The organism is Pseudomonas sp. NKUCC02_KPG, assembly GCF_019345465.1.
Classification (GTDB): Bacteria; Pseudomonadota; Gammaproteobacteria; order Pseudomonadales; family Pseudomonadaceae; genus Aquipseudomonas.
On sequence record NZ_JAHKRC010000003.1, the window covers coordinates 275,226 to 288,650 of the forward strand.

Genomic DNA, 13,425 nt, shown 5'->3' on the forward strand with positions numbered 1-13,425 from the left:
CGGGGAGGTGTGCGCTGGCCGGTGTGAGTTGGCCTGAAAGCGAGTCGTGCAGGGGGCGTGCCGTACCTTGTGGTCGGTTTGCTTGTATCGATAGTGGCATTTTGATATGTCTGTGTAAATAGTGTTTTATGAACAAGTTGTGGGAGGGGGTTAATTGTCTTGAGTATGGGGTGCTAGTTCTAGATATAAGAGTTGTATATGAAGTGTTTGATCTGGGTTAGTGCATTTTGTTTGTGCATATATATAGGGCGGGTCTTTGAGTTGCACCAAAAGAGTGACTGAATTGTTGTTTGTGGTCACGGTTGGTGGGTGTAATGATGCTCAAGGTTTTCTGGTTTTGCGAAGCCCTCGTGAAGTCAGATCACACGGTAGTCCATTCGAGCTGGGAGTTTTGGCCCTGCGACGGCTTCGTCGGGGTGCCGCATCACGTCGATCGCAGCCTCGCGCTGCTCGTCAGCGACTACAGTTTTTGCCCAGGGGCCGCTTGACGCCGGCCAGCGGGCGCCGCGCAAAAGCACAAGACTTCACGCTGAAAAACCGGATAATGGCCGCCAATTATTTGTCTGGTTATTCTGGTAATCCCGCATGGAAATCAAGGTCAACTTTCTCGACAACCTCCGACTTGAAGCCAAGTTCGATGACTTCACCGTGGTTGCCGATCAGCCTATCCGTTACAAGGGCGATGGTTCGGCTCCTGGTCCGTTCGATTACTTTCTCGCTTCGTCGGCGTTGTGCGCGGCTTACTTCGTTAAGTTGTACTGCGCGACCCGCAATATTCCTACCGAGAATATCCGCCTCTCGCAGAACAACATTGTTGACCCCGAAAACCGCTACAACCAGATTTTCAAGATTCAGGTCGAGTTGCCTGCGGATATCTCGGAGAAGGACCGTCAGGGCATCCTGCGCTCCATCGACCGCTGCACCGTGAAGAAGGTGGTGCAAGCCGGGCCCGAGTTTGTGATTGAAGAGGTGGAAAACCTCGACGCCGACGCTCAGGCGCTGCTGATGCCTTCAAGCGGTTCGGAGGCGGGTACTTATATTGCCGGCAAGGATCTGCCACTGGAGCAGACTATTGCCAATATGTCCGGCATTCTGGCTGGCCTGGGCATGAAGATTGAGATCGCGTCGTGGCGCAATATCGTGCCGAATGTGTGGTCGCTGCATATCCGCGATGCGCAATCCCCGATGTGCTTCACCAACGGCAAGGGTGCGACCAAGGAAGGCGCCCTGGCGTCGGCATTGGGCGAGTTTATCGAGCGGCTCAATTGCAACTTCTTCTACAACGACCAGTTCTGGGGCGAAGAGATCGCCAATGCCGAGTTTGTGCATTACCCCGAAGAGCGCTGGTTCAAGCCAGGGCGCAAGGATGAGCTGCCGCCCGAGATTCTCGATGCCCACTGCCTGAAGGTTTACAACCGCGAGGGCGAGTTGCGGGGCTCCCACCTGATCGATACCAACTCCGGCAATGAGGAGCGCGGTATCTGCTCGCTGCCGTTCGTGCGCCAGTCGGACGGTGAGGTGGTGTATTTCCCGTCCAACCTGATCGAAAACCTGTTTTTGAGCAACGGCATGAGCGCAGGCAATACCTTGGCCGAAGCCCAGGTGCAGTGTCTGTCGGAGATTTTTGAGCGTGCGGTCAAACGCGAAATCATCGAGGGCGAATTCGCCCTGCCGGATGTGCCGCAAGAGGTGTTGGCCAAGTACCCGGGAATCGTGGCCGGTATCCAGGCGCTGGAAGAGCAGGGGTTCCCGGTGCTGGTCAAGGATGCGTCCCTGGGCGGTGAGTTCCCGGTGATGTGCGTCACCCTGATGAATCCACGCACTGGCGGTGTGTTCGCTTCATTCGGTGCGCACCCGAGCCTGGAAGTGGCACTGGAACGCAGCCTGACGGAGTTGTTGCAAGGCCGCAGTTTCGAAGGCCTCAACGATTTGCCTCAGCCGACCTTTGAAGGTCACGCGGTGACTGAGCCCAATAACTTCGTCGAGCACTTTATCGACTCCAGCGGTGTGGTGTCGTGGCGCTTCTTCAGCTCGAAATCCGATTACGAATTCGTTGAGTGGGACTTCACGAGCCAGGGTGAAAACGCCAATAGCGAAGAGGCCGCAACCCTGTTCGGGATTCTCGAAGGCATGGGCAAGCAAGTGTACATGGCGGTATATGAGCATCTCGGCGCCAAGGCCTGCCGTATCCTGGTGCCGGACTATTCGGAAATCTATCCGGCCGACGACCTGATCTGGGATAACACCAACAAGGCGCTGTTCTTCCGTGCCGATATCCTGAATCTGCATCGCCTGGATCTGGACGAGCTTAAAGGCCTGGTTGAGCGTCTGGTGGAAAGCGAGCTGGATGATTACACCGATATCACTACCTTGATCGGCATCGAGTTTGACGACAACACCGCCTGGGGCCAGTTGACGATCCTGGAGTTGAAGCTGCTGATCTATCTCGCCCTGGAGCAATATGAAGAGGCGAAGGAAGCGGTGGAAATGTTCCTGCAGTACAACGACAACACGGTAGAGCGCGGCTTGTTCTACCAGGCCGTGAATGCTGTGCTGGAAATGAAGCTGGACGAAGACCTGGAGCTGGAAGACTACGAAGCCAACTTTCGTCGCATGTTTGGCAACGATCGGATGGATGCCGCGATCGGGTCGGTGGAGAGCACCGTGCGCTTCCATGGCTTGACGCCAACCAGCATGAAGCTCGAAGGGCTGGACAAGCATCTGCGCCTGATCGAGAGCTACAAGAAGCTGCACACGGCGCGGGCCAGGACCCAGGGTTGATGGCGTTGGCCAAAAAGCACCTCGACCGGGTAATGCCCGTCAGTCAATAAGTGCTGTGGGAGCGGGGTTGCTCGCGATTGGAACGGCCCGGTGTGACTGTCTTGCCGTGTCGCTTTCATCGCGAGCAAGCCCGCTCCCGCACGGGTTCAAGTTTCTGCGCTGGACTGACAAGCAAAAGCACCTGAGGGTGCTTTTTTGTTTTCTGCTGTCGTGGTGAAGCACCCGTATCGGTGCTTAACTGCTCCTCTATACGGGTATCAGACGCTAAGTGGATTTCCCTGCAGATCAGGCTTGAAATTGCCTTGGCGGCCCCTTATTTGAGCGCTTTCCATGTCCAACATACCTGCCACACTGCTGATCGTTGATGATGACGTTCAGATCCGCTCACTGCTCGAAGGCTTGTTGCAAGAACAGGGTTATCGCACGCTGACTGCCGGCTCGGGTGAACAGGCCCTGGCCACGGTCGCTCAACAGCCTCCGGACTTGATCCTGCTCGACGCCACGATGCCCGGTATTGACGGCTATCAGGTGGCCCGTCGACTCAAGGCGAATGCATCTACGGCCAATATCCCCATCATCATGCTGTCGGGCCAGGGCGAGCAGAGCGCCCGTCTTCTGGGGCTTGAGGCGGGTGCCGAGGACTTTCTGTGCAAGCCGGTCGCCAGTGACGAACTGTGGTTGCGGGTACGCAATCTGCTGCGGCTCAAGGCGTTTGGCGACCATCGGGCGGTGCATACCCTGATGCTTGAGCAGCAGCTGGAAAAACGCACCAGCGACCTGGAGCGTTTTCGCTCTGCGATGGGGACCGATGAGCGGCTGCTTAAAATGGCCAATTACGACCCGCTGACCGGCTTGCCCAATCGCGACCTGTTCTACACCACCCTGCAGATGGGGCTGACTCAGGCTGCGTTGCGGGGTTGGCAGCTGGCCGTGGTTACGATCGGCCTGAACGATTTCAAGAACATCAACCTGACCTGGGGCCATTTGATGGGGGACAAGGTGCTGGCAGAGTTCAGCCAGCGATTGTCCAATTGCCTCAATGTCAGTGACACCCTGGGACGGATGGATGGCGACGAACTTGCGCTGATCCTGATGATCCGCAAAGGCCAGGCAGGCCCCAGACAGATGGTTGACCGCATCCGCGAGGTGCTGCGTGATCCATTCAAGTTGCATGGCCATGACACACCGATGACGGCCAGTTACGGGATTGCCCTGTACCCGGACGATGGCGCCGAGGCGCACCGCCTGATCAAGCATGCAAATACGGCCATGGGGCTCGCCAAGCAGGCGGGTAAAGACACATACCGTTTTTACACGGCACAAATGAACGTCGAGGTCATGGCTCGTCAGGAACTTGAAACCGCATTGCGCGATGCGGTTCACAAGCAGGCGTTCGAGGTGTATTACCAACCGAAGATAGGCCTGGCAGACGGTCGGATCTGCGGTGTGGAAGCACTGTTGCGCTGGCACCGGCCGGGGCATGCCGCTGTTTCTCCGGCGGTTTTCGTGCCGCTGCTGGAAACCCTCGGGCTGATATCCCGGGTGGGCCAGTGGGTGATCGACCGCGTGTGCAGCCAGATTGCCCAATGGCAGCGCTCAGGCCTGGGGGCGCTGCAAGTGGCAGTGAATGTGTCGGCGCAACAGATTTGCGAAGGCGATCTGGTCAATGATATCGAGCGCTCCCTCAAGGCCCATCAGCTCGACCCCCATTTGCTTGAGGTGGAGCTGACCGAGGGCTCGCTGATGGAGAACACGCCCCATACTGTCAGCAGTTTGCTGACACTGAGGGACATCGGCGTGAAAATCTCCATCGACGACTTTGGCACCGGTTATTCGAGCCTTGCGTACCTGAGCCGTTTCCCCATCGACACGCTCAAAATCGATATCGCGTTTATCCGTGAAGTCACCTTCAGCCCTCAGGATGCTGCCATTGCGCGTACGATTATCGAGCTGGCTCACAGCCTTGGCCTGCAAGTCATCGCTGAAGGTGTGGAGACCCGTGAGCAACTTGAGTTTTTGACGAAAAACGGTTGCAATCAGGTGCAGGGTTATCTCTTTTGCAGGCCTCTGCCGTCGGTGGAGCTGGAAGCGCTTTTGCGCGAACCGCGCTGTTTTATTTGATGTTGAGACGGCTCGGGTTCCGATCGTTGAAGAGTGGCGCCTGTATCGCAGGCAAGCCAGCTCTCACAGGACTAAGGTGTTCACACAACAGTGTGGGAGCGGGCTTGCTCGCGATGGCATCACCGCGTTTTGCCTCTGTTTCCACAGGTTCTAACCGGCAGGCTTGAGCAGCGCCAGGATCCGCTCGCCCAGTATTTCGGCACTGGCCTGGGACGCGATGTTGGCAAACCCCAGCAGCAGACCCGAAGGTTTTTCCCCCTGCAGGCTCCACTCGCTCAGCGCTTCGGCAAAGAGCCCGTCCTGGCGCATGCGCTCCACCAGTTGCCAATCCGGCTGCTGGCCTTCAAGGCGCAGGATCAGGTGCATGCCCCCCGGGTTGGCATCAATGCGCACGCGAGTCCCCAGCACGTTTTGTAGCCCGATCATGGTAAACGCCCTGCGCTCGCTATAAAGCTTGCGCATGCGCTGGATATGCCGGGCGAAATGGCCTTCAGTCATGAACGTCGCGACGATGGCCTGGGTCAGTTCCGGGCAACCGCTGCGAAAGGTCTGGCTGGCCTGTTGAAAGCATTCAACCTGGGCTTGGGGTACCACCACATAAGCCAGGCGCAGCCCCGGAAACAGCACTTTGCTGAACGTGCCGCTGTAGAGCACCCGTCCATCACGGTCTAGGCTTTTGAGTGCGGGCAGCGGGCGGCTGACGTAGCGGTATTCGCCGTCGTAATCGTCCTCGATGATCCATGCCTGTTGCCGGCTGGCCCAGGCCAGCAGCTCCAGTCTGCGGGACAGCGATAGCGATACGCACAAGGGGCTTTGATGGGCGGGTGTGACGACGGCCGCCTGGGCGTGCAGCGCCTCGCTTCCCTGTGCAGGCAGCTGCATGCCGTCATGATCGACCGGCAGGGCCACGGTCTGGATCTGCAGTTGCTCCAGTAACTGGCGGGTCGGCGGGTAGCCGGGGTCTTCAATCAATACCCTGTCACCGGCCTTGAGCAGAGCATGGGCGATCAGCGACAACGTGTCGCGGTAGCCGGCTGTGATGAAGACTTGGGCGGCAGAGCAGGCGATACCGCGGGAAACCTGCAGGTAAGTGGCAATGGCCGTACGCAATGATTGCAGGCCGTGAGCCGACGGGTTGGCCATGTCCTGGGCACGGGTGCTGCGCACGCATCGCGCGCCGATTTGTGCCCATACCTTTTTGGGAAAGGCGTCCAGCGCTGGCAGGCCCATCTGGAAGGGCAGTGTCTCGGGCTGGTGCCTCACGGGCGGGCTTGACTCGGGGGGGCGGGTGGCGAGTGCTGGTTTGATCGTGATGTCCGGCGTCACGATGGTTCCTGCCTGGCCGCGGGCTTGCAAGTAGCCCTCTGAGGTCAGAAGCGAATACGCCGTATCGATGGTGCCCCTGGCCAGTCCCAGTTCCTTGGCCAGGGCTCGGGCTGCAGGCACTCGCTCTCCGGGGGCCAGCAGGCCGTTGGCAATGGCTTCCCGAAAGCGCCAGTAGAGTTGCCGGTAAATGGGTTCGCTGGTGTCCGGATCAAGAGGGGAGAAGTGTGGAATGGGGGTTTTCATGGTGTTCCCTTGTGCCTGATCCCAGAGCTGGACAGATCATGGCCTGGTGATAAAGCCAAATCTTGGCTCTTTTTGACAGGGCCAAGAAACCCCACTATGGCGCCACTCAAACTGTCAATGCAAGGGCACGTCATGAACCAGCGTATCGATTATTCCAAGGCTTCACCCGAGGGCTACAAAGTCTTTGGCGGGGTGTACGGGTATGTGCAAAACAGCGGATTGCCCAAGGTACTGATTGATCTGGTGTATCTGCGGGTTTCGCAAATCAACGGCTGCGCCTACTGCATCGATATGCACTCACGGGATCTGCTCAAGTCCGGCCTGAGCGTCGAAAAGCTGGTACTGGTGCCGGTGTGGCGCGAGGCAGGCGAGTTGTTCACGACCCGTGAGCGGGTGGCCCTCGCCTGGGCCGAAACGGTCACGCTTGTCGCGCAAACCGGGATCCCGGATGCGGACTACCAGAGCGCGGCCGCCGAGTTCAGCGACAAGGAGCTGGCGGACCTGACCTATGGCATCGGCCTGATGAATGCCTATAACCGGTTTGGCGTGGCCTTTCGCTTAAAGCCTGCGGCGGCGGTGTGACGTTGTTGTCCTGTAGCCGCTGAGGAGCGTAGCGAGGCTGCGATCGATCATGAAGCGGGCGCAAACTGGGAACACGCGGCATGTCTGATTAATCGAGGGCGCAGCCTGAAGCCTCTTCAATGGCAATTTAACTACATTTTGTAACTTTAATTTTATATTTGAAATAATACGAATTGTGCGTTGTCACAGTGATGAAAGCCCTGCGAGCTGTTTTTTCAGGGCCCTGAATCGCCTTCAAGGCGTTTTGAGGATCTCGTGTGATGGCGCTTCTCCTGATCAGGTCCCGGTGTTTTACCCTGGCGCGAATCCTGTGTTCGCTGTGTCTGTGCTCCTCTGCGCTGGACGCGGCCGAAGGGGGGCAGCCCGGTCAGGAGGTCCTGCGCCTTCAGCAGCAACAACAAAGGGCCGTGCAGCAACTGCAACTGGAGCAGCGTCGGCGGCAACTTCAGCGCACGGGTTCCGGCGCACAGTCCTCAGTGACGCCAGAGCCTGTGCTCACCGCGCAAGATGTGGACTGCTGGCCGATCCAAGGGGTACGGCTGGCCGGTGTCACCCTGTTCCGCCCCGCAGTGCTGGAGGCACGGATCAAGCCCATCTTGGCGCCGTGCATGGGTATCAACCGGATCAATCACCTGCTGGCCGAAATCACCCGCCTGTACGTCGAGGCCGGTTACATCGCCGCCCGTCCATACCTGGGCAGCACTCCTTCTGCCGGGCAACCGCTGGATATCCGGGTCGACGAAGGCTATGTCGAAACGATCGAACTGGCTGACCAAAGCCTGCCTTTGTCGTTACGCACGGCATTCCCCGCCATGCTGGGTGCGCCGCTGAACCTGCGTGATCTGGAACAGGGGCTGGACCAGATCAACCGGCTGCGCTCGGTGGACGTCACGGCGGATATCGCGCCCGGCAGCGTGCAGGGGGCTTCGCGGATCATTCTTCGTTCAAGCGCCGACGAGCCCCATTGGGGGCTGGACCTGAACCTGGATAATCTTGGCAGCATCGCCACCGGCCGTGATCGCAAGGTGATCGGCTTGAGTCTGGACAGCCCGTTGCAGCTCAACGACGCGCTCAACCTGGGCTTCAGCGAGACCCTCAACCACGGGCCGCGCTTCAGCCGCAGCAACAGCCTGTTCTATTCGGTGCCTTACGGTTACTGGACCTTGAGTGCATTCGCCAGCCATATCGAGTACCGCGCGCCGATCAAACTCAGTACCACCACACTCTATGGCAGCGGTCGGACCGATCAGCTCAGCTTGCGTGCGGACCGCGTGCTGTGGCGCGACCAGGGCCATCAACTGAGCGCCCATCTGCAGTTGACCCGCAAGGCGGTCGACACCTACCTGCAAAAGGCCCGGCTGGGCATCCAGAGTCCGACACTTACGGTGGCCGAGGCCGGTTTCAATCTGTTCTGGCAGGACGCTGCGGTGTGGAATCTGGACGTGACTTATGCCCAGGGCCTGAGCTGGCTAGGGGCAGACCGTGACCGCGATCGGGTGCGGAGCAACCTGCCCAAAGCGCAATTCGGTGCGTACCGCGCCAACCTCATTCAATGGCGCAACGGCCAGTTATACGGGCAGCCCTGGCAGTGGCAGAGCCAATTGACGCTGCAATACAGCCCCGACCCGTTGCCCGCCATCGAGCAACTGCTGGGCACCGACGACTCGGCGGTTCGCGGCTATCGCGACAACAGCGCCTCCGGTGCCATCGGCGCAGTCTGGCGCAACACGCTTTACGTGCCGCTGCGTAACGATCTGCCTATCCGCATCACCCCCCGCATCGGCCTGGACAACGGCTGGGTCAAATCCGGGTAGGCGCGGTGCCGGTGGCAGGTACTGACGGGGTGAGTATCCGCTCTGCGGGCGATCTCGAGATCAGCGGCCAGACCCACGCCAACAGCCTTGAGGCCGCCCGTGCCGGGGTGCACAGCAGCCGGGGCGATGTCGACCTGCACGGCGCCAGAGACGTGACACTGGCGGGCGCCGATATCAGCGGGGGCAACGTCAAGCTCGACGCGGGTCGCAATCTGATCCTGAGCAGCCTGGAAAGTACGGCCCTTCAGGAAAAACGGGATCAATGGAGTAACAAGGCGCTCTTTGTGACCTATGAAACCTATGATCGCACCACCACCGACAAGGACTCGCGCCAGCACGGTACCCAGGTCACGGCCCGGCAAAACGCCGCACTGTCTTCCGGCGCCGACGCCCTGCTCAAGGGCAGCCACGTAGAGGCGGGCGATACCCTGCGACTCAACAGCGGCAAAGACCTGCGTCTTGTGGCCGCGACTGAAACCCATGACACCCGGGACCAGGGTAATCACCGCAAAAACCTATGGAAGGAAAGCTGGGACACCTCAACCCATGATGAGCGCACTGTTGCCAGCAGCCTCAAGGCAGGCAAGTCGATCGAGCTGGCCAGCGGGCAAAAACTGCAGTTGCAAGGGGCCGAGTTGAAAACCCCGGGCGATATCCGGCTCAGCGCCCGTGAAGTCGAGATCGCCAGTGCCAGCCGCAGCCAGAGCCACACCGGCACGCGCTATTCCGGCGATTTGCTGGGGGGCAGCTTCTTCGGCAGCCAGGGCGAGGGTGACGGGGACAGAACCCTGCACACCGGTAGCCAGGTCAACGCCGGTGGCAAGCTGATCGTCAAGGCCGACGATGTGCACATCAGCGCCAGTCAGGTGCGCGGCGGGACCCAGGCCAGCGTGATCAGCGATACCGGTTCGCTGGTGATCGATGGCGTCCACGACACGTCCCGCGACAGCAGTCATAACAAGGACAGCAGTTTTTTCTCGCTGATCAATGACGAACGCCGCAAGGACCACAGCGACCGCACGCTCGTCGCCAGTGACCTGCATTCGGACAGTAACCTCACGCTGCAAAGCGCACGGGACATTACCGTCAGCGGCTCTACAGTGTCGGCAACAGGTGAAACCGGAGTACAGGCCAAGGGTGATATCAAGATCGTTGCGGCTGAAAATACCGCCCGGGACACCACCCGTACCGACAACCGTGGTTTCACTGCCAGCACCAGAGAAACCGCGCCCGGCAGCCATGAGTACCGTGTGGATGCAGGTTTAAAGGATCAGCAGCACACCAACGTCACCGAGACAACGCGGCAGCAGGGGGCCAGCATCCGTGGCCGTTAACGCGGGTGGCGACGTGAGCATCAAGGGCTCGGACCTTGCCGCGACCGGGGGCGATGTGAACCTCAAAGGCAAAAACATCGAACTGCTGGCGGCACATGACAGCACCGACAGCAAAACCCGGGATGTCACCACGGGGGGTGGCATCGTATGGAGTGCAAGTCTGGGCAAGGTGGGCAGTGGCCTGGAGTTTGTCCGCCAGGACAGTAAGGACAACGCCAACCGGACCACGGCCAAAACCAGCAACGTGACAGCCACCGGCAATGTGCAGGTGCAGGCTGACAATACCTTGGTCAATGAGGGCTCCCGGATCGTTGCCGGCTCAGGGTTGCAGGTCAATGCAGCCCGGGTGGACAACCGGGCGGCACGCAACACCGAGTCCAGCTCCCACACCGAGACCGGCTGGCAGGCCGGGCTGGGGGTGAGTGCCGAGATCAGTGGCCTCAGCAATCCGCTGGAAAAAGTCGTCAAAGGCCTGGTCAAGGGCACGATGCCCCAGGCCGCTTTGATGGACGGCGTGGAGCTGGCCAGCGTGGGGCTCGACGGGCAGGTGGGGTATCACAACAAGACGCAGGCGCAGCAGGACAGTACGGCGCTGGTCAGCCAGCTCAGTGGCGCCACGGTACAGGTCAATGTTGGTGGCAAGTTGCAGGATGAAGGCACGCAATACCGTGCAACCGACGGTGCCTTGAACATCCAGGCGGGCAGCCATGACGCCAGCGCCGCGATCGACACCCACAGCCGCAGCGAGCAGGGCGTAGCGGCCAAGGTTGGCGTGCGCGTCTACACCAAGACCGGGGAAGATGTGAATGTGCGCGCCAACGGCTCGGGCGAGTTCAACCGGGCGCAGGAGGCCGCCAGTACGGCCCAAGCAGGCCGCTATGCCGGGGCCAAGGGGGTGAGCATCGCCACTCAAGGCGATGCCCGCTATGAAGCCGGCGACTTCGACGGTGGTGCGGGCTCAGTCAACCTCAATGCCGGTGGCAAACTGGCGCTGGAGCAAACCACTGACACCCGCAGCCAGAGCGCCATGGGGCTGAGTGCCAGCGGTTCGTTGGCGCTGGAAACCGCTGAGGGCACCAACCTGACCCCTGAGGGCCACCTGAAGTTTGACTACCAGCCCGACAACTCGCCAGCCAGCGAGGCCCATGTCGCGACGTTCCGTGGGCAGGAACGGCTGCGGCTCTCTGGTGCCACGGTTGGCGGTGATCTGTTGAAGGGTGAAAACAAAGAGCGCGAGTCGTTACAGGGCAACATTGACCAGGCCATAAACTAAAGTCAGGGGCCCGGTGCGCCCACAACCGAGCAATCACGTGTCACGGTGATGGGTTGCACCGCTGATTTGACCTATCATTACGCCTTTCCAACAGGTGAATGATTAATGAGCGATTCAAACCAGACCTTGCGCGCAGCCCTTGAAACCAGCGACATGTTGGTGATTGACGGGCTGCATGCCTGGGATTTTTCTCTGGACGATGTGCAGTTGCTCATCAAATGCATGGACGGGCGAGCCGAAAAGCGCTGGAAGTTCACCCTTGAACAGATCGACGCCAGCGTCTTTGACGACACCCTGCAAAGCTGGACCCTCGTTGGCGACTCCGGTGAACACCGTCTGGTTTGCCTCAGCGCCTTGAGTGCAAACAACGATGACGATGAAGTCGAGGTTGAAGATGAAGTTTAAAACCTTACCTGTGTTGATGGCTCTGAGCGTGGGTGCAATGTCGGCCCAGGCCGATTCCCGGGATGAAGTCGAGTTGCTGGTTGGCTCCTACACTCAGGGCAAAAGCCAGGGCATCTACCGGTTGCAGTTTGACAGCGCCAAAGGGCGTATCACCCCTGAGCCGCTGCAAGTGTTCAAGGCCGCCAACCCTTCGTGGCTGACCTTGTCCAAAGACCAGACCCGTCTGTTCGTGGTCAATGAAAACGGCAAGGGCCAGAGCGATGTCGTCGGTCGCGCCAGCAGCGTTGCCATCGACCCGAAAACCAACGAGTTGACCCTCATCAACCAGGTCAAGACCCTGGGTGAAGAGCCTACCCATTCCAGCCTGAGTGCGGATGGGCGCTATCTGTTTGTGGCCAACTACGGCGTGCATGCCGACCCTGGCGGCAGCCTTGCCGTATTGCCGATCAATGCTGAAGGTCAGTTGCAACCCGTGACCCAGATGAGCAGTCATCCTGCCAGCCGGGTCAATCCTGAGCGCCAGATGTCCGCCCACGTGCACTCGGTGGTGTCCTCCCCGGACGGCAAGTTCGTCTACGCCAGTGATCTGGGTGCAGACAAGGTGTTTGTCTACCGGTACGAACCGGCAGCCAATCCGGATCATCCGCTGGTGGCCGCCGACCCGGCTTTTGTAGCGCTGCCGGCAGGTAGCGGGCCACGTCACCTGCTGTTTTCCGGTGACGGCAAACACGCTTACCTGACCACTGAAATGAGTGCCCAGGTGTTTGTATTCGACTATGACAATGGTCGACTCAAGCAGCGTCAGGCACTGGAACTGGCCCACGGCATGCCCGCGCAAAACCGTGCAGCCGGTGCATTGCATGCCTCACAGGACGGCAAGTTCCTGTACGTCAGCAACCGTGGCAAGGCCAATGAAATCCTGGTGTTTGCAATCAATCCGGGCAATGGCGAGTTGACTGAAATCCAGCGTCGCTCGGTGGATGGCGATCACCCACGTGAGTTTGCCCTGAGCCCCAACGGCAAGTTTTTGTTGATCGCCAACCAGATGAGCAATGCCATCGTGGTACTGGAGCGCGACCCTGAAACCGGCACGTTGGGCAAGACCCTACAAACCCTGGCAATGGATGCACCGTCCGATCTGAAATTTATCAACCGCCCGTAATCAAAGGCGTGCAGCTGTCCATCAATCCCGCTGATAGACGCTAGTGCTGCAATGAATTTCTTCAGGATGACCCTTGGCGTTAAGTTGGTTTCACGGCCTTAACAGGCAAGCACGCCAACTGAATCGTCGAGGGTTATCGTCATGAATTTCAATCTTTTCTCCGTGATTTCCGCTTGCGCCATCTCCGCCACCGTGGCCCTGCCTGCCAGCGCAACCACCCTGGTCAGTGACAAGAAATCCGCGGCCTACACCCAAAAATACCTGCAACAAAGCGCCAATTTCTATGCGGCCCTGGATCATAAAACCCGAAGCTGAGCGGCACCTGTTTTCCTGTGGGAGCGGGCTTGCTCGCGATAAAGGCAACGGGGTGTATCTGAACCACCG

General features: G+C 59.4%; 11 protein-coding genes. 10 read left to right on the top strand and 1 reads right to left on the bottom strand.

The window, feature by feature from the left end:
• Positions 1-314: 314 nt before the first annotated feature.
• From KO536_RS05915 to KO536_RS05925, 3 genes are all read left to right on the top strand, one after another.
• Positions 315-488 (top strand): hypothetical protein, encoded by a 174-nt coding sequence (locus KO536_RS05915; RefSeq protein WP_219261413.1) that lies wholly within the window; start codon positions 315-317, stop codon positions 486-488.
• A gap of 97 nt (positions 489-585) precedes the next feature.
• On the top strand, positions 586-2,781 hold the full coding sequence (locus KO536_RS05920; RefSeq protein ID WP_219261414.1) for an OsmC domain/YcaO domain-containing protein: 2,196 nt from the start codon (positions 586-588) through the stop codon (positions 2,779-2,781).
• Between the two features lie 330 nt (positions 2,782-3,111).
• On the top strand, positions 3,112-4,902 hold the full coding sequence (locus KO536_RS05925; protein ID WP_219261415.1) for a bifunctional diguanylate cyclase/phosphodiesterase: 1,791 nt from the start codon (positions 3,112-3,114) through the stop codon (positions 4,900-4,902).
• Positions 4,903-5,052: 150 nt separating this feature from the next.
• Here the strand turns inward: KO536_RS05925 and KO536_RS05930 are convergent, their stop codons facing one another.
• Positions 5,053-6,471 (bottom strand): PLP-dependent aminotransferase family protein, encoded by a 1,419-nt coding sequence (locus KO536_RS05930; RefSeq protein ID WP_219261416.1) that lies wholly within the window; start codon positions 6,469-6,471, stop codon positions 5,053-5,055.
• 132 nt (positions 6,472-6,603) lie between these two features.
• Between KO536_RS05930 and KO536_RS05935 the strand changes: the two genes are divergently transcribed.
• From KO536_RS05935 to KO536_RS05960, 7 genes are all read left to right on the top strand, one after another.
• Positions 6,604-7,053, top strand: a complete 450-nt coding sequence (locus KO536_RS05935) for a carboxymuconolactone decarboxylase family protein (RefSeq protein ID WP_219261417.1) — start codon at positions 6,604-6,606, stop codon at positions 7,051-7,053.
• A 260-nt stretch (positions 7,054-7,313) separates the two neighbouring features.
• A complete protein-coding gene (locus KO536_RS05940) occupies positions 7,314-8,867 on the top strand; it encodes a ShlB/FhaC/HecB family hemolysin secretion/activation protein (RefSeq protein ID WP_219261418.1) in 1,554 nt (517 codons plus the stop codon).
• Between the two features lie 29 nt (positions 8,868-8,896).
• Positions 8,897-10,201: a hemagglutinin repeat-containing protein gene (locus KO536_RS24230; protein WP_374105692.1), complete on the top strand. Its 1,305-nt coding sequence runs from the start codon at positions 8,897-8,899 to the stop codon at positions 10,199-10,201.
• Positions 10,191-11,474 carry a hemagglutinin repeat-containing protein gene (locus tag KO536_RS24235; RefSeq protein WP_374105693.1) on the top strand — a complete coding sequence of 428 codons (1,284 nt, stop codon included), beginning with the start codon at positions 10,191-10,193 and terminating at the stop codon, positions 11,472-11,474. Before KO536_RS24230 ends, KO536_RS24235 begins: the two co-directional genes overlap by 11 nt.
• A gap of 105 nt (positions 11,475-11,579) precedes the next feature.
• A complete protein-coding gene (locus KO536_RS05950; protein WP_095023500.1) occupies positions 11,580-11,879 on the top strand; it encodes a DUF5629 family protein in 300 nt (99 codons plus the stop codon).
• On the top strand, positions 11,869-13,041 hold the full coding sequence (locus tag KO536_RS05955; RefSeq protein WP_219261419.1) for a lactonase family protein: 1,173 nt from the start codon (positions 11,869-11,871) through the stop codon (positions 13,039-13,041). The genes KO536_RS05950 and KO536_RS05955 overlap by 11 nt, the downstream gene beginning before the upstream one ends.
• A 141-nt stretch (positions 13,042-13,182) precedes the next feature.
• Complete coding sequence (locus KO536_RS05960; RefSeq protein ID WP_162837101.1) at positions 13,183-13,356, top strand: hypothetical protein; 174 nt, start codon at positions 13,183-13,185, stop codon at positions 13,354-13,356.
• Positions 13,357-13,425 lie beyond the last annotated feature (69 nt).